17 protein-coding genes and 1 riboswitch are annotated in these 19,007 nt (G+C 66.0%); of the genes, 12 read left to right on the top strand and 5 right to left on the bottom strand.

The genetic code is table 11. The features are described 5' to 3' along the window. Nucleotides 1-20: 20 nt before the first annotated feature. The 4 genes from IIE29_RS13705 to IIE29_RS13690 form a co-directional block, all read right to left on the bottom strand. Nucleotides 21-1,550 (bottom strand): ABC transporter ATP-binding protein, encoded by a 1,530-nt coding sequence (locus IIE29_RS13705; RefSeq protein ID WP_209325849.1) that lies wholly within the window; start codon nucleotides 1,548-1,550, stop codon nucleotides 21-23. Continuing rightward, on the bottom strand, nucleotides 1,550-2,179 hold the full coding sequence (locus tag IIE29_RS13700; protein ID WP_209325848.1) for an ECF transporter S component: 630 nt from the start codon (nucleotides 2,177-2,179) through the stop codon (nucleotides 1,550-1,552). The genes IIE29_RS13705 and IIE29_RS13700 overlap by 1 nt, the downstream gene beginning before the upstream one ends. Before the next feature lie 23 nt (nucleotides 2,180-2,202). Continuing rightward, nucleotides 2,203-2,311: riboswitch (TPP riboswitch) on the bottom strand. Between the two features lie 60 nt (nucleotides 2,312-2,371). Continuing rightward, nucleotides 2,372-3,304 carry a universal stress protein gene (locus IIE29_RS13695; protein ID WP_209325847.1) on the bottom strand — a complete coding sequence of 311 codons (933 nt, stop codon included), beginning with the start codon at nucleotides 3,302-3,304 and terminating at the stop codon, nucleotides 2,372-2,374. 136 nt (nucleotides 3,305-3,440) lie between these two features. Further along, complete coding sequence (locus tag IIE29_RS13690) at nucleotides 3,441-3,980, bottom strand: DUF4916 domain-containing protein (RefSeq protein WP_209325846.1); 540 nt, start codon at nucleotides 3,978-3,980, stop codon at nucleotides 3,441-3,443. Nucleotides 3,981-4,175: 195 nt separating this feature from the next. Here IIE29_RS13690 and IIE29_RS13685 point away from each other — a divergent pair, with 195 nt between their 5' ends. The 10 genes from IIE29_RS13685 to proC all read left to right on the top strand — a co-directional run bounded on the left by IIE29_RS13685 (nucleotide 4,176) and on the right by proC (nucleotide 15,945). After that, entirely contained in the window at nucleotides 4,176-5,672 is a 1,497-nt protein-coding gene (locus IIE29_RS13685; RefSeq protein WP_209325845.1) for an MmgE/PrpD family protein, read from the top strand. Further along, nucleotides 5,672-6,577 carry a methylisocitrate lyase gene (gene prpB / locus IIE29_RS13680; RefSeq protein ID WP_209325844.1) on the top strand — a complete coding sequence of 302 codons (906 nt, stop codon included), beginning with the start codon at nucleotides 5,672-5,674 and terminating at the stop codon, nucleotides 6,575-6,577. The genes IIE29_RS13685 and prpB overlap by 1 nt, the downstream gene beginning before the upstream one ends. Continuing rightward, nucleotides 6,574-7,695, top strand: a complete 1,122-nt coding sequence (locus IIE29_RS13675) for a bifunctional 2-methylcitrate synthase/citrate synthase (RefSeq protein ID WP_209325843.1) — start codon at nucleotides 6,574-6,576, stop codon at nucleotides 7,693-7,695. The genes prpB and IIE29_RS13675 overlap by 4 nt, the downstream gene beginning before the upstream one ends. Nucleotides 7,696-7,718: 23 nt before the next feature. Further along, nucleotides 7,719-8,555, top strand: coding sequence for an enoyl-CoA hydratase/isomerase family protein (locus tag IIE29_RS13670; RefSeq protein ID WP_209325842.1), 837 nt, complete (start codon nucleotides 7,719-7,721; stop codon nucleotides 8,553-8,555). A 155-nt stretch (nucleotides 8,556-8,710) separates the two neighbouring features. Then, nucleotides 8,711-9,688: a Ppx/GppA phosphatase family protein gene (locus IIE29_RS13665; RefSeq protein ID WP_209325841.1), complete on the top strand. Its 978-nt coding sequence runs from the start codon at nucleotides 8,711-8,713 to the stop codon at nucleotides 9,686-9,688. A 143-nt stretch (nucleotides 9,689-9,831) separates the two neighbouring features. Further along, nucleotides 9,832-11,550, top strand: coding sequence for a glycerol-3-phosphate dehydrogenase/oxidase (locus tag IIE29_RS13660; RefSeq protein WP_209325840.1), 1,719 nt, complete (start codon nucleotides 9,832-9,834; stop codon nucleotides 11,548-11,550). A 38-nt stretch (nucleotides 11,551-11,588) separates the two neighbouring features. After that, on the top strand, nucleotides 11,589-12,311 hold the full coding sequence (locus IIE29_RS13655) for an MIP/aquaporin family protein (RefSeq protein WP_209325839.1): 723 nt from the start codon (nucleotides 11,589-11,591) through the stop codon (nucleotides 12,309-12,311). Between the two features lie 41 nt (nucleotides 12,312-12,352). Then, complete coding sequence (gene glpK / locus IIE29_RS13650; RefSeq protein WP_209325838.1) at nucleotides 12,353-13,885, top strand: glycerol kinase GlpK; 1,533 nt, start codon at nucleotides 12,353-12,355, stop codon at nucleotides 13,883-13,885. A gap of 160 nt (nucleotides 13,886-14,045) precedes the next feature. Continuing rightward, complete coding sequence (locus IIE29_RS13645) at nucleotides 14,046-15,044, top strand: sugar phosphate isomerase/epimerase family protein (RefSeq protein WP_209325837.1); 999 nt, start codon at nucleotides 14,046-14,048, stop codon at nucleotides 15,042-15,044. Nucleotides 15,045-15,108: 64 nt separating this feature from the next. Next, on the top strand, nucleotides 15,109-15,945 hold the full coding sequence (gene proC, locus IIE29_RS13640) for a pyrroline-5-carboxylate reductase (protein WP_209325836.1): 837 nt from the start codon (nucleotides 15,109-15,111) through the stop codon (nucleotides 15,943-15,945). A 29-nt stretch (nucleotides 15,946-15,974) separates the two neighbouring features. Here proC and IIE29_RS13635 read toward each other — a convergent pair whose 3' ends face one another. Beyond that, entirely contained in the window at nucleotides 15,975-16,856 is an 882-nt protein-coding gene (locus IIE29_RS13635; protein ID WP_209325835.1) for a helix-turn-helix transcriptional regulator, read from the bottom strand. A 106-nt stretch (nucleotides 16,857-16,962) separates the two neighbouring features. Here IIE29_RS13635 and IIE29_RS13630 point away from each other — a divergent pair, with 106 nt between their 5' ends. Further along, nucleotides 16,963-17,304, top strand: a complete 342-nt coding sequence (locus IIE29_RS13630; protein ID WP_209325834.1) for a DUF485 domain-containing protein — start codon at nucleotides 16,963-16,965, stop codon at nucleotides 17,302-17,304. A gap of 35 nt (nucleotides 17,305-17,339) precedes the next feature. Next, the gene (locus IIE29_RS13625; protein ID WP_209325912.1) at nucleotides 17,340-18,953 is read left to right on the top strand and encodes a solute symporter family protein; all 1,614 of its coding nucleotides are present in this window, start codon (nucleotides 17,340-17,342) and stop codon (nucleotides 18,951-18,953) included. Nucleotides 18,954-19,007: the final 54 nt, after the last annotated feature.

The following is a 19,007-nucleotide window of genomic DNA, read 5'->3' as shown; positions in this document are numbered from 1 at the left end:
GCCGCCTGCGCGCCAATTGCTCACTCACCGCGCTCACCCGCCCCTGCCCGAGCCGTCGAGGAGGTGGAGAACGCCCCGAGGTCGACCCGTCGGGCCCCGATCGCGTCGAGGAAGGCATGATCATGGCTGACGGCGACGACGGCCGAGCCGCGGTCCAGGGCATCGACGAACAGTTCGACCAGCCCGGCCCAGGTCAGAGCGTCCTGGCCGAAGGTCGGCTCGTCGACGATGAGGACCTGTGGTCGGGGAGCGAGCATGGCCGCCACCGACAGGCGGCGCTTCTCGCCGCCGGACAGGCTCTGCGGATGCGCTTCGGCCAGCGCCTGCAAGCCGAGCACGTCGAGCAGCTGGACGACGCGGTCGTCGACCTCCGCGTCCGACCACCCGGCCAGGCGCGGTCCCAGACTCAGCTCCGCGGCTACACCGGAGGTGAGGAACTGATGTGCCGGTTCCTGGAAGACCATGCCGATGCGCGGCGCGAGCAGCGCCGAGGGCCACGCGAACGGACGGGCGTGCTTCGACTCGCCCCGCAGCGCCGCCTCGGCGGTGACCCGTCCCGCGAACTCGGGAAGCAGACCGGCCAGCGTCAGCGCGGTCGTGGACTTGCCGGCGCCATTGGGGCCGACGAGGCCCACAGCCTCTCCTGCGCGGACGGCGAGATCGATGCCGGCCGCCGCCGGTGCCTTCGCTCGCGGCCGGCCCACGGCGAGGCCCGCGGCCCGCAGCAGCACATCCCCTCGTCCGTCGCCGGGACTCGAGCAGATCGCGGCCTCGGCTGTGGGCGACAAGCCCCCTCCTGACGTCGTCTCCGATCCGTGCGGCATCCAGATGCCGCAGTCGATGAGCGCCTCGGACAGGCTCGGGTCGGAGAAGATCCGCTTCGGCGGACCCTGTGCGAGGAGCCCGTGAGGACCGAGCACGATGACGCGATCGACGTGGTCGAGCCACAGTCCGACCCGATGCTCGACGATGACCATCGTCGCCGAGGCGGCAGTCTGCACGGAGAGGACGGAGTCGCGGACCTCAGCGGCCGAGTCCGGGTCGATGTTCGCTGTGGGTTCATCGAGGATGATGACCTCAGGCGACATCGCGTGGATCCCGGCCAGGGCCAGGCGCTGCTTCTGGCCGCCGGACAGCGCCGCCGTCGGATGGTCGAGCGGCAGATCGAGGCCGAGTGCGGCCAGCGAGCCGGGGATCCGGGACTCGATGACCTCGGCGGGCAGCCCGAGGTTCTCCATACCGAAGGCGACATCGTCGCCGACGCGAGAGAAGATCACCTGCGATTCGGGATCCTGCAGGACCAGCCCGGAGCCGCCTCGGCGAGGATCCGGGGGAGCGTTTCCGACGAGGAGCTCACCGGTCGCCTCTCCGGACTCGTCGGGCAGGACACCGGCAAGCGCATGGAGGAGAGTCGACTTGCCTGCTCCCGAGCGTCCGAGGACGAGGACTCTCTCACCGGCCGTGATCTCGAGGTCGAGAGGACCGACGGCGGGAGCATCACGGTCGGCATGCGTCCACGAGTACTCCCGCGCCGTGATCGGCAGCCCCATCAGCGCAGGCGACCGGAGGCGAAGGAGCTCAGCGCGCCCGTCCTCGCGATCGCCCGATGGGCGTACCAGGCGCCGATGCCGGAGATGACGAGGCCCGAGACGATCGCGCACACGGCATAGACGGTCTGGAAGCCGAACTGCCATTCGGCGTTGTACATGATGTTCTCGCTCACGGCCATGAAAGCCGCGGCCAGCATTCCGGCCAGTGCGGTGATCCAGAGCGTGAACCGCTTGTAGCCGAAGGCGGCGAAGACGAGTTCGGCGCCGAGACCCTGGACGAGCCCCGACAGCAGCACGGCTGCGCCGAAGTGAGAGCCGAGGACCGCTTCGACGATGGCGGCGATGAGTTCGCACAGGAGTGCGGCCCCGGGTTTGCGGATGATCGCACCGGCCAGGGGGCCGGCGAGGACCCACAGGCCGGCGATGAGCCCGATCGAGGGCGGGAACGCCTGGAAGGCGAGCTCGAGGATCTTCCAGCTCAGCGCCAGCACCCAGAACACGAGTCCGACGGCGATGCCGAGCACGGCGGTGGTGACGTAGTCGACGACCCGCCATTTCTTCGTCTTCGGCGCCAGGGTGTGGGCCGGTGCCGTGGACGGTGCGGAATTCGACGTGGTGGTTTTCGGCATTGTGCCTCCTCGGATCAAGGAGGGGTGGAAGAGTCTCGACTTCCTTCGGCGGTACTGACCGCATCAGGTTCGAGGGTCTGCAGCTTCTTCTGCACTCTCAGCGCCCCTGATGGCGCTCCCCTGTCGTAGCCACCACTGTACAGCAGACGGCGGTGAGAGGCAGCGGGTCTCAGGGGCGCCCGGCGACGCCGATCAGCTCGGCACCACCATCACCGGTCCCGCGGCACGGTTGAGGACACCGCGGGAGACGGAGCCGAGCAAAGCGCTCTTCAGACGTCCGCGACCGCGCGTGCCCAGCACGGTCAGCTGGGCGCGGGCGCTGGTTTCGATGAGTGTCTCGGTGGGATCGCCGATCGGAACCGATGTGGATACGGACAGCGAGGGGAACTGCTCGCGAAGCTCGGCGACCTCTCTCTCGAGCCCGGCGGCGAGCTCCTTCTGCCGACGCCCTGAGACCTCCGAGCTGAGCTCGAGCTCGGGGTACCAGTACAGCCATTCGTCTCCCGTCGGCAGCACCGAGACGACCTCGAGCGGAGCTTCGCGCACCGCGGCCTCGGCGGCCGCGGTGAACATGGCGACGCGTCCTGTGTCCGAGCCGTCGACGGCGACGACCACGGGGCCGTTCTGTGCTGAGTCGGGTGCGGCATGCTGCGGCACCACGATGGTCGGACAGTGCGCATGGGCCGGAAGGGCGGTGGAGACCGATCCCAGCACGCGGCCCATGAAGCCGCCGCGACCTCGCGCGCCGACGATGACGACCTCGGCCTCGGAGCTGAGGGTGACGAGGACGCCGGCGGCATCGCCCGGTGCGGTGCGGAAGCTCTTCTCACCGGGGTGATCTCGCAACAGCTCGACCGCCTCGGCGAGGGTCGCCTCCGCTTCCTTCTTCGCGGTCACGTCTTCGGGCTCGCTGGGGAGGGAGGCCATGTTCGGATAGATCATCGTCGGCAGCGCATAGGCGGTGACGACGGTCAGCGCGGTATGCCGGCGCTCGGCCTCGACCGCGCCGCGGCGGACGGCCAGAGCTGAGAGTTCGGAGCCGTCGAAGCCGACGAGGACTCCGACCTCTCGGGAGAGGCCTGACTCTGACGGGCGTGTTTCGGACGGACGGGACTGGGCAGACATCTCGGACCTCTCGGTCGGGGCCTTGCCAACCCGGACGCCGACGACGGCCCCGACTGGCGGTATCGACGGCGTCGGGACCATCCTACCAAGAGGCTTCTACGCGGCGTAGAAAAATGTGCGGGTGAGAGCCTCGGTCTCAGACCGGGAAGCCCAGATGGGTGAGCGCGGCCTTGAGGACGTGTTCCTGGCCGTAGCAGAGCTCGCCCGTGATATCGGGACGCAGCGTCTCCTCGGGGGTCAGCCAGTCGAGGCTGAGGGCGTCGGCGCGTGGGGTGCACTCACCGCGGACCTCGAGGATGAAGCACATGGAGATGGCATGCTGGCGCGGATCGTGGAGCAGAGAGGATCCCTCGGTGGGGAAGTACTCGGCGATGTGGAACGGCGAGATCGCCGGCGGGACGACCGGCAGCGCCATCGGGCCCAGATCGTTCTCCGCATGGCGCATGAGCGCGGAGCGGATGGTCTCGTGGAAGCGGATGCGTCCGCCGACGACCTCCCGCCCCAGGGTCCCGTCCTCGAGGCTGCGCAGCAGCAGTCCGATGCGCTCGACGTTGCCCGACTCTCCCACTCGCACCGGGATCGCGTTGACATAGGGGATCGGCAGGCGTCTGCGCAGTTGGGCGTACTCCGCGTCGTCGAACCAGTTCTCGTCGAAGTCCAGGGCAGTTCGAGTCATGAGGCAATCGTCCCACATCGTGGGCCGAGGCAGAAGCGCTCCGCGGCTTTGGTGGTGAACCAGCACACACATCGGGTAAAGTATCTTGACATCGAGATAAATTTCCGACCGGCAGAGAACTGCCCAAGTGACGTGGCCTACAGTTGTGTCAGCACTTTCCGACCGGAACCGGTCGAGGACTATGAAGGGGTACCCATGATCAATCATGAAGTCCGCACTCATAAGAGCTCAGAGAACCTGGCTCGAGAGGATCAGCTCGCCTGGAAGATCGCAGAGGTCGCATCCGATCCGACACCGGTCGATTCCGACGTCACCGAGATGGTCATCAACCGCATCATCGACAACGCCTCCGTCGCGGCCGCCTCGGTGCGCCGCTCCGCTCCGATGCACGCCCGCGAGCAGGCGCAGACCCACCCGTTCACCCCGGGCGCCAGCATCTTCGGTCTCCCGCTGGCCGACCGCTTCTCGCCGGAATGGGCCGCTTGGGCCAACGGCGTGGCCGTCCGTGAACTCGACTTCCACGACACCTTCCTCGCCGCCGAGTACTCCCATCCCGGCGACAACATCCCGCCGGTCCTCGCCGTCGCCCAGCACAAGGGCATCGACGGCAAGGACCTCATCAACGGTGTCGCCACCGGCTACGAGATCCAGGTCGACCTCGTCAAGGGCATGTGCCTGCACGAGCACAAGATCGACCACGTAGCCCACCTCGGCCCCTCGGCCGCAGCCGGCATCGGAGCCATGCTCCACCTGCCCACGGAGGTCACTTTCCAGGCCGTCCAGCAGGCTCTGCACGTGACCACGGCGACCCGTCAGTCGCGCAAGGGCGAGATCTCGTCCTGGAAGGCCCACGCTCCCGCCTTCGCCGGCAAGATGGCCGTCGAGGCCGTCGACCGTGCGATGCGCGGCGAAGGCGCGCCGAACCCGATCTACGAGGGCGAGGACGGCTTCATCGCGTGGATCCTCTCCGGTCCCGAGGCCCGCTACACGATCCCGCTTCCCGGCAAGGGCGAGTCCAAGCGCGCGATCCTCGACACCTACACCAAGGAGCACTCGGCCGAGTACCAGGCCCAGGCGCTCATCGACCTCGCCCGCAAGCTCGGCGGTGAGATCGAGGACCTGACGAAGATCAGGCGCGTCGTCATCCACACCTCGCACCACACCCACTACGTCATCGGCACCGGCGCGAACGATCCGCAGAAGATGGATCCTGGTGCCAGCCGTGAGACCCTCGACCACTCGATCATGTACATCTTCGCTGTGGCCATGCAGGACCAGGGCTGGCACCACGAGCACTCCTACGCCCCCGAGCGTGCCGGTCGCCCCGACACCGTCGAGCTCTGGCACAAGATCGAGACCACCGAGGATCCCGAGTGGACCCGTCGCTACCACTCGACCGACCCGAACGAGAAGGCCTTCGGCGGACGCGTCGAAATCGAATTCGAGGACGGCTCGACCCTGGTCGACGAGATCGCCGTCGCCGACGCGCATCCCTTCGGCGCTCGTCCCTTCGCTCGTGCGAACTACGTCGAGAAGTTCAAGACCCTGGCCGAGGGCATCGTCAGCGATTCCGAGCAGGCCCGCTTCCTCGACCTGGCCGAGAACCTCGAGAACCTCGACGCGAAGGGCGTGGCCGAACTGTCCTTCACCGTCGACGGCCTCGAGCACAGCGGATCGAAGGGCATCTTCTGATGCTGGGCGCAACTGCAACCCCGGCTGAGCGCCGCGCGAAGTTCCGCGATCTGCTCGCCGGCGATCAGATCGTCCAGTTCCCCGGCGCCATCAACCCGATCAACGCTCAGATCATCGAACAGACCGGATTCGAGGGCGTCTACATCTCCGGCGGTGCGTTCTCTGCGGCCATGGGCCTGCCCGATATCGGGCTGACCACGCTCACCGAGGTGGCCGACCACGGACGCAACATCGCCCGGGTGACGAACCTGCCGACGTTCATCGACGCCGACACCGGCTGGGGCGAGGCCATGAACGTGGCTCGCACAGTCCAGGAGTTCGAGGACGCCGGGATCTCGGGGATGCACCTCGAGGATCAGGTCAACCCGAAGCGCTGCGGCCACCTCGACGGCAAAGAGGTGGTCACCGCCGCAGAGATGAGCAAACGCATCAAAGCCGCCGTGAAAGGCCGCCGCGATGAGAACTTCGTCATCAGCGCTCGCACCGATTCCCGTGCCGGCGAGGGCCTCGACGCGGCGATCGACCGGGCAAAGGCCTACGTCGACGCCGGCGCGGATCTGATCTTCCCCGAAGCCATGCGCGATCTGGGCGAGTTCGAGAAGTTCGCCTCCAGCGTGGATGTGCCGATTCTGGCGAACATGACAGAATTCGGAAAGAGCGAACTGTTCACGACCGAGCAGTTGGCGAACGTCGGAGTCAAGCTCGTGATCTACCCGGTCACGACTCTGCGTCTCGCCATGGGTGCGATCAAGTCGGGCCTGCAGACCATCCGCGATCAGGGCACCCAGGTGGACCTGCTCGAGGGCATGCAGACCCGTGCGGACCTGTACGACACGATCGACTACGCTGCGTACAACGATTTTGACGCTGCCGTATTCAACTTCTCACAGGAGGGTCACCAGTGACCGAAGAAATCAAGAAGGGCCTGGCCGGCGTCGTCGTCGACACCACGGCCGTCTCCAAGGTGGTCCAGGAGACCAACTCCCTGACCTATCGCGGGTACCCGGTTCAGGAGCTCGCCGCCAAGCGCAGCTTCGAGGACGTCGCCTACCTCATCTGGAACGGCGAACTGCCCACCGAATCGCAGCTCGAAGAGTTCCAGGCCCGCGAGCGCTCGCAGCGGACGATCGACGACAAGCTGGTCCAGCTCATCCTCGACCTGCCCAAGGACTGCCACCCCATGCACGTCGTGCAGACCGCTGTGGCCTACCTCGGTGCCGTCGACCCCGAGGCCGATGTCGAAGGCGAGGAGGCGAACCTCGCCAAAGCCGAGCGCCTCTATGCCCAGCTGCCGACGATCGTGGCCATCGACCACCGTCGGCGCCACGGCCTCGACCCCGTCGCGCCGACGCAGGACCTCGGCTACGCCGCGAACTTCTTCAAGATGGTCTTCGATGAGGTACCCGCCAAGGAGGTCGTGCGCTGCTTCGACGTGTCGATGATCCTCTACGCCGAGCACTCCTTCAACGCCTCGACCTTCACCACCCGAGTGATCACCTCGACGACGTCCGATCTGTACTCGGCCGTCGCCGGCGGCGTCGGCGCGCTCAAGGGGCCCCTGCACGGCGGGGCCAACGAGGCCGTCATGGCGATGCTCGAAGAGGTCGGCACCGCCGACAGGGCTTCGGCCTGGATCGACGAAGCGCTGGCCAAGAAGGCGAAGATCATGGGCTTCGGCCATCGTGTGTACAAGAACGGCGATTCGCGCGTTCCCACCATGCGCAAGGCCTTCGAGGACATGGTCGAGGCCAAGGGGGCGAAGGATCTGCTCGCTCTCTACAACGCCTTCGAAGAGGACTTCGTCTCACGCAAGGGCATCTACCCCAACCTCGACTACCCTTCGGGCCCGGCCTACCACCTGATGGGCTTCGACACCGAGCAGTTCACTCCGATCTTCGTGATGTCGCGCATCACCGGGTGGACCGCTCACATCCTCGAGCAGCAGGCGAACAACGCCCTGATCCGTCCCCTGAGCGCCTATGACGGTGAGGACCAGCGCGAAGTTCCCGACAGCCGGGGCTGAGCGCGGCAGGAAAGGCACAGCATATGACCGCTGACGGCACCTACCGTCCGGTCGATCTCGAGGGTTTCGACTTCACCGTCGCCGGTGGAGTCGGAACCCTCGTCATTGATCGGACCGAGAAGCGCAATGCGATCTCCCGCCCGATGTGGCGGGCGCTCCCCGGGATCATCGCCTCCGTCGACGCCGACGACTCGATCGGTGCGCTCGTGATCACCGGTGCCGGCGGGCACTTCTCCGCCGGTTCGGACATCGCGGATCTGGATGTTCCGCTGCCCGATTTCTGGGAGCTCAACTCCACCGCCGAGGCGGCCGTGGCGAATTCGCGGACTCCGACGATCGCCGCCATCACAGGCAACTGCGTGGGCGGCGGCACCGAGATCGCGGCCGCCTGCGATATCCGCATCGCCGCCCCCGGATCGATCTTCGGCGTCACCGCCGCCAAACTCGGTCTCGTCTACCCGGCCGGTCCCACGAAGCGGCTGGCGCAGGTCCTCGGCGACACCTGGGCGAGGTATCTGCTGATCACGGCTTCGATCGTGAAGTTCGAGAAGATGGACGAGCTCGGCTTCTTCCATGAGGTCTCGGACTCTCCCCTGGACACGGCACAGGCGCTGGGGGAGCGGATCGTCGGTCTCTCTCGGCTGAGCCAGATCGGAGCCAAAGCGATCCTCGACGGACGTCCGCCCGGCGAGGGGGCCGCCTCGGCGAGCGCCGACGCATCGGCGGCCGGCGGCTCGGACGTCGCGGCACCGCCGGCCTGGCTCGACGCGGCCTACCGCCGGGAGATCGCCCGCGGTCAGGAGGCGTTCTTCGCCAAGCGCCCACCGGAGTTCACCTTCACCAAATCCGCCTGGGACTGAGCTCCACCGAGCGGACCGCTCGGCGCCGAGAGGACCGGTCACATCTGGTCCCTTCGGCGCCGAGTGGTCCCCTCGGCAGAAGAGGCTCGGCCGTTCTCAGCAGCGGAAGCACCCAAAAGTGCCGATCGGTCCCTTTCCCGCGATAAACTGGCCGAATGCGTCTAGCTGTCCTCGATATCGGCTCCAACAGCGTCCACCTCCTCGTCGTCGACGCTCATGTCGGAGCCCCGCCGCTGCCGGCCACCTCGCACAAGGAGGTGCTCCGTCTCGCCGAGCACCTCAGCGACGACGGAACGATCGATGCCGAAGGCCAGGAACGCCTGCACGACTTCGTCACCGAGGCGGTCGAGATCGCCGAGGACCAGGGAGCCGAGCAGATCCTGGCCTTCGCCACCTCGGCGGTCCGCGACGCACCGAACGGTGTGGCCCTCATCGACTCCATCAACGCCCAGCTCGGGGTGACCCTCAACGTCATGACCGGCAAGGACGAGGCTCGCGTGACCTTCCTCGCCGCCCGCCGCTGGTTCGGCTGGTCCGCCGGCAAGATCCTGCTGCTCGATATCGGCGGCGGTTCGCTCGAGATCGCAGCCGGGCAGGACGAATACCCGCAGGCGGCCGTCTCGGTCCCGCTCGGTGCCGGACGCACCTATTCGGAGTTCCTCACCGATCCGATCCCCACGGCCGACGACGTCCACAACCTGCGCAAGCACGCTCGCGCACAGATCGGCCGCATCGCCGGCAAGATCAACCGCGTCGGCATTCCCGACCAGGTCGTCGGCTCTTCGAAGACCTTCCGGTCACTGGCGCGCATCGCCGGCGCAGCCCCGAGCGGGGACGGGATCTATGCGCCCCGCAAACTCTTCCGCCGCGATCTCGAAGGCATCATCGACACGCTGGCCTCCCGCACTCCGGCGGAGCGGGCGGAACTTCCCGGAGTCTCCGAAGCCCGCGCCGGTCAGGTGCTGGCCGGCGCGATCGTCGCCGAGGCGGCCTTCACGATCTTCGACGTCGGCGTCATGAACATCTCACCCTGGGCGCTGCGAGAAGGCATCATCATGCGCAAACTCGATCTGCTGGATTCGGCCGAGCAGTCCTCGGCCATGCGCATGGAGTCCGTCGCCGCACTCGACTGAGCGCGAATTCATATCTTCGAAGACACCGGAATTCAGTTTCGCCTGCTAGTTTTTGAATAACCGCTCAGTCAGAAGCCGAAGCTGTGCTCCGGTGACGACAACGGTGGACTCCTGAATATCTGAAAGAAGGAACAGACCGGACTATGCGAAATGCTGAGCTCTCACCATCGTTCCGTGCTCAGGCCCTCGACACCCTGAAGAGCACCACTGCCGATGACCCCCTCGACGTCTTCGTCGTCGGCGGCGGCGTCACCGGAGCCGGATCGGCTTTCGATGCGGCCACCCGCGGGCTCAAGGTCGGCGTCGTCGACGCCAAGGACTGGGCCTCGGGCACCTCCTCTCGGTCGTCCAAGCTCATGCACGGCGGCCTGCGCTACCTGGAGATGCTCGACTTCAAGCTCGTCGCCGAGGCACTCAAGGAACGCGACCTGCTCCTCCAGCACACCGCGCCTCATCTCGTCGAGCCGGTGGCCTTCGTCTTCCCCTTCGAACATCGACTCATCGACAGGGCCTTCATCGGCTCGGGCGTCCTCCTCTACGACACGATGGCCACCCGGCCCGGCCGCAAACGGGCGGTGCCGATGCACCGTCATCTGAGCAAGAAGGCTCTGAGCTCGCACTTCCCGGGCCTGGCCGACGATGCCGCAGTCGGAGCGCTCGAATACTACGATGCGAAGGTCGACGACGCCCGCTTCGTTATGACCCTCATCCGCTCGGCTGTCGGATACGGCGCCGCCGCAGCCAACCATGTCTCCGTCATCGACTACCTCCACAACGGTACCGAGGTCACCGGAGTGCGCGCCCGCGACGAGGTCACCGGCGAGGAATTCGACATCCACGCCCGCCGCACGATCCTCGCCGGCGGCGTCTGGACCGAGGAGCAGCAGGACCTCGCGAAGTCCGATGCCGGTCTCAAGGTGCTCGCCTCCAAGGGTGTGCACATCACCGTCTCCCAGGACAAGATCAAGGCCGACGCGAACACCGGCATCATCTCGAAGACCGAGAAGTCCGTGCTCTTCGTCATCCCGTGGGACGGCTATTGGGTCATCGGCACCACCGACACTCCGTGGAACGAGGACGTGGACGCTCCCGTGGCGACGTCGAAGGACATCGAATACCTGCTCGAGCACGCGAATGCGATCCTGGCCGAGAAGCTCACGCGCGATGACGTCATCGGCGTCTACTCGGGTCTGCGCCCGCTGCTGCAGCCGGTCGCTAAGGAAGGGCAGGCCTCGACGAAGGTGTCCCGTGAGCACACGGTGATGGAGGTGGAGCCGGCTCTGGCCGCCATCGCCGGCGGCAAATTCACCACCTACCGGGTGATGGCCGAGGACGCCGTCGACTTCGTCCTCGGCGACGATGCGAAGGATCGCCGCTCCCTGACGGAGTCCGTGCCGCTGCTCGGTGCCCAGGGCGTCGGTGCGCTGCGCCGCGGACAGTCCGGCATCGCCGAGAAGTACGGCTGGGACGAAGAGCGCGTCGGCCGCCTCATCCGCCGCTACGGCACCCTCATCGAGGATCTGCTCGACCTCGTCGACGACGATCCCGAGCTCGGGCAGCCGCTGCCCGGTGCCGAACGGTATCTGCGCGTCGAGGCCCATTACGCCGCGATCGCAGAGGGCGTCGTCCACCTCGACGACATCCTCGAACGGCGCATGCGACTGAACTACGAGGTGCGTGACCGGGGCAAGAGCGCCGCCGAGGCAGTCGCTGCGATCGTCGCGCCGCTCCTGGGCTGGGACGCCGAACGGGAAGCGGCCGAGGTCACGGCTTTCAACAACCACGTCGACGCACAGGTCGCGGCCGAGGGCACAGACGACGATGCCTCAGCCGCCGCCCTCGTCGAATCCGCCAATCCCTGAAACCCGCGGACAGAACAGACATGAGGAGTTTGTGAGATATGGGCACTATCTTTCTCTATGAGATCGCCGGTACGGCGATGCTCATGCTGCTCGGCGTCGGCGTCGTCGCCAACGTCGTGCTCGGCAAGACCAAGGGCAACGCGGGCGGCTGGCTGCTGATCTCGTTCGGTTGGGGCCTCGCGGTCTTCGCCGGTGTCTTCGTCGCTTTCAAGACCGGAGCGCACCTCAACCCGGCAGTGACCTTCGGCATCCTCTTCAGCGGGGCCTCCGAATACGCGGAGGGGATTCCGGTCACCTTCGCCAATACAGTCGCCTACCTCGCCGCCGAGATGATCGGTGCGATGCTCGGCGCGTTCCTCGCCTGGGCCGCGTACAAGAAGCACTACGACGAGGAGAAGGACGCCGCCAGCATCCTCGGCACATTCTCGACCGGCCCGGAGATCCGCTCCTACGGCTGGAACTTCGTCACCGAGGTCCTCGCGACCTTCGTGCTCGTCTTCGTCATCCTCGTCTTCGGGGGAACACCGGACAGGCTGGGCCCGTTGGCAGTCGCCCTCATCGTCGTCGCCATCGGCGCCTCGCTGGGCGGCCCCACCGGATACGCCATCAACCCCGCCCGTGACCTCGGGCCCCGCATCGTCCACACCCTGCTGCCGATCCCGAACAAGGGCGGCTCCGACTGGGCCTATTCCTGGGTCCCGGTCTTCGGGCCGCTGGTCGGTGCCGTCATTGCGGGTCTGGCCTCCCAAGCCTTCATCTGAGTACGATCACAGCCACAGCGAACTTCGACACAGGAGTCAGAATGAGTCAGGAAAAGTACATCCTCGCCATCGACCAAGGCACCACCTCGTCGCGGGCGATCGTCTTCGACCATGACGGACAGATTGTGTCCTCCGGACAGCTCGAGCACGAGCAGATCTTCCCGCGGGCCGGGTGGGTCGAACACGACCCGATGGAGATCATCAAGAATACCAACGAGGCGATCGGGCAGGCGCTGACGCGGGCGAACATCAACCGCCACCAGCTCGAAGGCGTGGGCATCACGAATCAGCGTGAGACGACCGTGATCTGGAACAAGAAGACCGGCAAGCCCGTCTACAACGCCATCGTGTGGCAGGACACCCGCACGCAGAAGATCTGCGACGAACTCGCCGGCGATGACGGCGCCGACAAGTACAAGGACCGAGTGGGCCTGCCCCTGGCCACGTACTTCGCCGGCCCGAAGGCCAAGTGGGTCTTCGACAATGTCGACGGAGTCAAGGAGGCCGCCGAGGCCGGAGACCTCCTCTTCGGCACCATGGACACCTGGGTGATCTGGAACCTCACCGGAGGGACCAACGGGGGAGTCCACGTCACCGATGTTACGAACGCCTCGCGGACGATGCTGATGAACATCGACTCCCTCGACTGGAACGCCGATATCGCCGCGGACATGGGCATCCCCGTCGAGATGCTGCCGGAGATCAAGTCCTGCTCGGAGATCTACGGCTACGGGGCGAAGAACGGGCTGATCATCGACACCCCGATCTGCGGCATCCTCGGTGACCAGCAGGCGGCGACCTTCGGCCAGGCCTGCTTCGAGAAGGGCCAGGCGAAGAACACCTACGGCACCGGCAACTTCATGCTCATCAACACCGGCACCGAGCCGGTGGCCAGCAAGAACGGTCTGCTCACCACCGTCGCCTACAAGATCGGCGAGGACGAGGCCGTCTACGCGCTCGAAGGTTCGGTGGCCGTCACCGGTTCGCTCGTGCAGTGGATCCGCGACAACCTCGGCCTCATCAAGGACGCCCCGGAGGTCGAGACCCTCGCCAAGGAGGTCGACGACAACGGCGGGTGCTATATCGTGCCCGCGTTCTCGGGACTCTTCGCACCGCATTGGGAGTCCGACGCCCGCGGGGTGATCGTGGGACTGACCCGGTACGTCAACAAGAACCACATCGCCCGGGCCACTCTCGAATCCGTGGCCTTCCAGTCGCGTGAGGTCCTCGATGCGATGGACCTCGACTCCGGCGTCGAGCTCACCGAGCTCAAGGTCGACGGCGGCATGGTCGCCAACGAGACGCTCATGCAGTTCCAGGCCGATCTCCTCGGCGTGCCCGTCATCCGCCCCGAGGTCATCGAGACCACGGCTCTGGGTGCGGCCTATGCGGCGGGCATCGCCGTGAAGTTCTGGAACGGCGAAGAGGACGTGAGCAGCAACTGGCGTGAGGACAAGCGCTGGGATCCTTCGATGGACGACGAGAAGGTCGACCGTCTCTACCGCCTGTGGAACAAGGCCGTCGAGAAGTCGAAGAAGTGGGTCGACGAGGACACCGAAGAACTCTACGGCTGACACCCGGTGGACGTGACGGGAGTTCTGCCACCTCTGCGAGGTGCCAGAAATCCCGTCGAGTCGTTTCGGAGGAGAACTGAGGCAGACGACGGCCCCGAGCGCGCGCGATCTCACCCGACTCTGAGCGAATGTGGATTCGGGGAGCGCTAAACTGGAAACGATGAGTAAGAAGTCGAAGTCCAAGCGGAAGGTGCTGACCACCAAGAATTCCGCGCGCTCGAATTCGAGACGCCACCGTGACTACTTCGACAGCCACGAGGTCTACGAACACGACGCGCATCACGTTTCCGACAACCGGATCCGCCTCGGTCTGTCCAGCTCCTCCGTCTCACCCATGACCGTCGAGGAGACCTTCGACCAGGCTGCCAAGCACGGCTACGACGGCGTCGAGATCATGGTCACGCACAATGCCGAGACCCGCGATGTCGACCTCATCAACGGGCTCGCGAAGGACACCGGTCTCGAGGTCATCTCCCTGCACGCCCCGACCCTGCTCTTCCTGCCGCGCGTGCTCCACAAGGACCACTGGGAGAAGCTGCGGATCACCGCCAACCTCGCCAAGGAGGTGGGCGCCGACACTGTGGTGCTCCACCCGCCGTTCCGCTGGCAGGGTGAGTACGCACTCGGCTTCGTCGACGGAGTCCGTGCGGTCTCGCAGGAGACCGGTGTGAACTTGGCGGTGGAGAACATGTATCCGTGGCGTGCGGGCCTGCGAGAGATCCTCGTCTACTACCCGGACTGGAATCCGCTGGACGAGGACTACGACAACCTCACTTTCGACTTCTCCCACGCCTCCACGGCCGGAATGAACGCCCTCGAGACGGTGTCCGAGATCTTCGACCGCCTCCGGCACGTCCACCTCACCGACGGTGCGGGATCCCTGAAGGACGAGCACCTCGTGCCCGGAACCGGCACCATGCCCGTGGCCGAGACCCTGCAGCACCTCGCAAAACACAACTGGGCCGGCGATGTCGTCGTCGAGGTAAACACCCGCTTCGTGCGCAAGCAGTCGACCCGGGAGAAGATGCTCGCCGACTCCATCGCGTTCGCCCGCGAGCACCTCGGCCTCGACGAGAACGCCCCGCGTCGCTATGCCCGCAGCCACACCCGCACCTCGGAGCGTCCGTCCTCCAGAGGCGGCGACGGCACTGCGGACTGATCCGAGCGAGCCCGAACCCACCCACCATCGACACAATGCAGACACGACGAAAGGCTGGCTCGATTTGACCACTATCGCCTCCATCGGAACCGGAAACATGGGAACTGCGCTGATTCAGGGAATCCTCAGCGCCGACGAGGACATCACCGTCCGGGCGACGACGAATTCGGCCGCCTCGGCGAAGCGCCTGAGCAGCGATCTGGCCCGAGCGACGGTCACCTCGGTGGAGGACGATGCCGACGCCAACCGGAAGGCTGCGAGCGGAGCCGATTTCGTATTCCTCGGCGTGAAGCCGTGGATGATGGCCGAAACCCTGCGCGAACTCGCACAGGGCCTCGAGCCGACAGCGGTGCTCGTGTCGATGGCCGCCGGGGTCGCGACGGCAGACTTGGCGAAGCTGGCTCCGGAGAACCCGATCGTGCGCATCATGCCGAATACGCCGAGCTCCATCGGCCATGGTGTCATCGCGCTCGCCCCCGATGCCGCGGTGCCTGCCGACAGCGTCGAGACCCTGAAGAAGCTGCTGTCCGGCGCCGGACTCGTCGTCGATCTCGACGAGTCCCAGATCCCTGCCATGACCGGAATCTCCGGCTCCGGAGTCGCCTACTTCTTCCTTCTGGCAGAGGCGATGATCGCGGCCGGCGTCGAGCAGGGGCTGAGCGAGGACTCCGCCCGGCAGATGGTCGTGGCCACCGCAGACGGCGCCGGACGTCTCCTCAGCGAGAAGCCCGATCCGGCCGCCCAGCGCCAGGCCGTGAGCAGCAAAGGCGGGACGACTCTGGCGGGGCTGTCGAAGTTCATCGACGCCGGCATCTTCGACATCGCCGAGGCGGCCGCGCAGGCAGCAGCGGACCGATCCCTGGAGATGGAACGGGAGAACTCCGAAGTCATCAACGGCTGATGCCGCCCGACCTCGCCGGGGCCTCCCGGTCAGGGGAGGACGTTCGACGACCGAGCGATCGACACGGCCTCGTGCCGGGTCCGCGCCGACAGTTTGACCATGGCGGTGTTGAGATAGGACTTCACGGTCGATTCGCGCAGGCCGAGGGTCTCTGCGATGTGCGCATTCGACCAGCCCAACGCCACGTGGGAGAGGATGTCCGTCTCCCTGGGTGACAGCCGCACCGCCGGGACAGGTGACTGGAAGTTCTCCGGATTGTGGCCGGAGAGGATGTCGGCCAGGCGCGCCTCGACCGCGGTGAGCTTCTCCCGTGTCTCATCGTCGAGGATTCCCGAGCGGATGGCCCGCAGCTCGGCGTAGGTGCGGCGCAGCGCCTCCCTGCCCGAGGGGTCCAGATCCGGATAGAGCTGTTTGCGTCCGGTTGTGCGTTGAGGCTCCTGGCGGTAGCCGAGCCGGGCGAGATCGACCGACAGCTGCCGGACTCGTCTGACGAGGTCTCCCGTCTGCGGCGCGGCGGCATCGTAGTCCGAGCGGTGACCGCAGTAGACCATTCCGGTGACCTCTCCGCCGTGCAGAGTGGGGACGGCCACGAGGACCCGAATTCCTTCGCCGAGCACCTCTTCGTCGTAGTGGTGGGTGATGAAGGGGTCGATCTCGTAGTCCCGTGTCAGCTGCGGGGTTCCTTCGGTCATGGCGCGACCGCCGAGCCCCCGACCGGTGCTGACGATGAGGGACGAGAGCAGATCCTGACCGGCGCCTGCGACCGCCTCGACGGCAACGGAATCCTGCTCGACCATGCCTCCGAAGACGACGTCGCCCGTGCCGCTCCGGTGCAGCGAATCGACAGCCTCGACGAACAGTCGGCGGGTCTCGGCCTTGAGAGCCCGCGTTTCCTTGGCGTGCGCGTTCATGTGAACAAGCTACCAACTTTCGGTGGTATTCCCCAGCGCATGCTGAACGTTACCTTTGGGTCATGTGATTCAGGACACTGATGTCCTGCCCATTGAAGGAGAAAGAATGACTGACTCTGTCAACACTGGGGTTGACTTCCTCAAGGAGGAGGAGACCCCTGAATTCAAGGCGCTGAAGCGCAAACGGTTCTCGGTGGTGATACCGCTGTCGATTGCGTTCCTCGTCTGGTATTTCCTCTACGTCATCCTCAGCACCTATGCGCACGACTTCATGTCCACGAAGGTCGTGGGCGAAATCAACATCGGGCTGGTCTTCGGGCTGCTGCAGTTCGTGACGACCTTCGGGATCACGATGTTCTACGTTTCGTTCGCCAATAAGAAGCTCGACCCTCCTGCGGAGGAGATCCGTGAGCGTCTCACGGCCCAGTCGGAAGGACACCTGTCATGAGCGCGTCGGCATTCAACGACATCGTCGCCTCGGGTATGGACCTCCTGGGGGCGGCCACGACCGAAGTCGAGAACAACCCCATCCTCAACATCACGATCTTCGCCGCCTTCGTCGCCGTGACCATGTTCATCGTGCTGCGCGCCAGCCGCAACAACAAGTCGGCTTCCGATTACTATGCGGGCGGGCGGTCCTTCACCGGACCGCAGAACGGCTTCGCCATCTCCGGTGACTATCTCTCGGCGGCCTCGTTCCTCGGCATCTGCGGTGCGATCGCGGTCAACGGCTACGACGGATTCCTCTATTCGATCGGCTTCCTCGTCGCCTGGCTCGTGGCTCTGCTCGTCGTCGCCGAGCTCATGCGCAATACGGGTAAGTTCACGATGGCCGATGTGCTGTCCTTCCGTCTCAAGCAGCGGCCCGTGCGCATGGCCGCGGCCCTGTCGACCCTTGCCGTCTGCTTCTTCTACCTGCTGGCACAGATGGCCGGCGCCGGTGGCCTCGTGTCCCTGCTCATGGGCATCGACAGCAAGATCGGCCAGTCGCTGGTCATCGCCGTCGTCGGCGCGCTGATGATCATCTACGTCCTCGTCGGCGGGATGAAGGGCACCACCTGGGTGCAGATCGTCAAGGCCATGCTGCTCGTCGCCGGTGCTTTCGCGATGACCGTCTGGGTGCTCGCACTCAACGGCTTCAATCTCTCCTCCCTACTGGCGTCGGCTGTGGAGAATGCCGCCGAAGGCGTCGGCGAGGGAGTCCTCAACCCTGGGCTGCAATACGGTGAGAACCCGCTCGACTTCATCTCGCTGGCCCTGGCACTGGTTCTGGGCACCGCCGGTCTTCCGCACGTGCTCATGCGCTTCTACACCGTGCCCACGGCGAAGGAGGCCCGACGCTCAGTGGTGTGGGCGATCTGGCTCATCGGCGCCTTCTACCTCTTCACGCTCGTGCTCGGCTACGGTGCGGCCGCACTCGTCGGCGCTGAGGAGATCAAGAACGCCCCCGGTGGTGTGAACTCGGCGGCGCCGCTGCTGGCGCTCCACCTCGGCGGTCCCATCCTCATGGGCTTCATCTCCGCGGTCGCCTTCGCCACGATCCTCGCCGTCGTGGCAGGTCTGGCGATCACTGCTGCGGCCTCGTTCGCCCACGACATCTACGCCAATGTCATCAAGAAGGGCAAGGTCGAGGACTCCGAGGCCGAGGTCAAGATCGCTCGCCGGACCGTCATCGTCATCGGCGCGGTCGCGATCATCGGCGGGATCGGTGTGCAGGGTCAGAACATTGCGTTCCTCGTGGCTCTGGCCTTCGCAGTGGCCGCGAGCGCGAACCTGCCGACGATCGTGTATTCGCTGTTCTGGAAGCGCTTCACCACCCGCGGTGCCGTGTGGTCGATCTACGGCGGTCTGATCTCGGCGATGCTGCTCATCACGTTCTCGCCGGTCGTGTCCGGTTCCGAAACCGCGATGATCCCCGGAGCCGACTTCGCGATCTTCCCCTTGGCGAATCCCGGAATCATCTCGATTCCGCTGGGCTTCATCCTCGGTTGGATCGCTTCGGTCACGGACAAGACCGTCGAGAATCCGGAGCTCGCCGCCGAGATGGACGTCCGCGCCCACACCGGCTTCGGCGCAGAGGAGGCGGTCGAACACTGAGCCTGCAGTGGGGCTCCGCTGCTCAGCGGCAGGGCTTCACGACAGACGCACCAG

The organism is Brevibacterium renqingii (assembly GCF_017808095.1).
Lineage (GTDB): Bacteria > Actinomycetota > Actinomycetes > Actinomycetales > Brevibacteriaceae > Brevibacterium > Brevibacterium renqingii.
Note: the sequence above shows the minus strand (reverse complement) of the source record. Positions and strands in the feature narration are given on the sequence as shown.

Bases quoted from the DNA above. Each gene is read 5' to 3' on its own strand.
- IIE29_RS13705 (WP_209325849.1), bottom strand. From the start codon at position 1,550: ATGGGGCTGCCGATCACGGCGCGGGAGTACTCGTGGACGCATGCCGAC.
- IIE29_RS13700 (WP_209325848.1), bottom strand. From the start codon at position 2,179: ATGCCGAAAACCACCACGTCGAATTCCGCACCGTCCACGGCACCGGCC.
- IIE29_RS13695 (WP_209325847.1), bottom strand. From the start codon at position 3,304: ATGTCTGCCCAGTCCCGTCCGTCCGAAACACGCCCGTCAGAGTCAGGC.
- IIE29_RS13690 (WP_209325846.1), bottom strand. From the start codon at position 3,980: ATGACTCGAACTGCCCTGGACTTCGACGAGAACTGGTTCGACGACGCG.
- IIE29_RS13685 (WP_209325845.1), top strand. From the start codon at position 4,176: ATGATCAATCATGAAGTCCGCACTCATAAGAGCTCAGAGAACCTGGCT.
- prpB (WP_209325844.1), top strand. From the start codon at position 5,672: ATGCTGGGCGCAACTGCAACCCCGGCTGAGCGCCGCGCGAAGTTCCGC.
- IIE29_RS13670 (WP_209325842.1), top strand. From the start codon at position 7,719: ATGACCGCTGACGGCACCTACCGTCCGGTCGATCTCGAGGGTTTCGAC.
- IIE29_RS13665 (WP_209325841.1), top strand. From the start codon at position 8,711: ATGCGTCTAGCTGTCCTCGATATCGGCTCCAACAGCGTCCACCTCCTC.
- IIE29_RS13660 (WP_209325840.1), top strand. From the start codon at position 9,832: ATGCGAAATGCTGAGCTCTCACCATCGTTCCGTGCTCAGGCCCTCGAC.
- IIE29_RS13655 (WP_209325839.1), top strand. From the start codon at position 11,589: ATGGGCACTATCTTTCTCTATGAGATCGCCGGTACGGCGATGCTCATG.
- glpK (WP_209325838.1), top strand. From the start codon at position 12,353: ATGAGTCAGGAAAAGTACATCCTCGCCATCGACCAAGGCACCACCTCG.
- IIE29_RS13645 (WP_209325837.1), top strand. From the start codon at position 14,046: ATGAGTAAGAAGTCGAAGTCCAAGCGGAAGGTGCTGACCACCAAGAAT.
- IIE29_RS13635 (WP_209325835.1), bottom strand. From the start codon at position 16,856: ATGAACGCGCACGCCAAGGAAACGCGGGCTCTCAAGGCCGAGACCCGC.
- IIE29_RS13630 (WP_209325834.1), top strand. From the start codon at position 16,963: ATGACTGACTCTGTCAACACTGGGGTTGACTTCCTCAAGGAGGAGGAG.
- IIE29_RS13625 (WP_209325912.1), top strand. From the start codon at position 17,340: ATGGACCTCCTGGGGGCGGCCACGACCGAAGTCGAGAACAACCCCATC.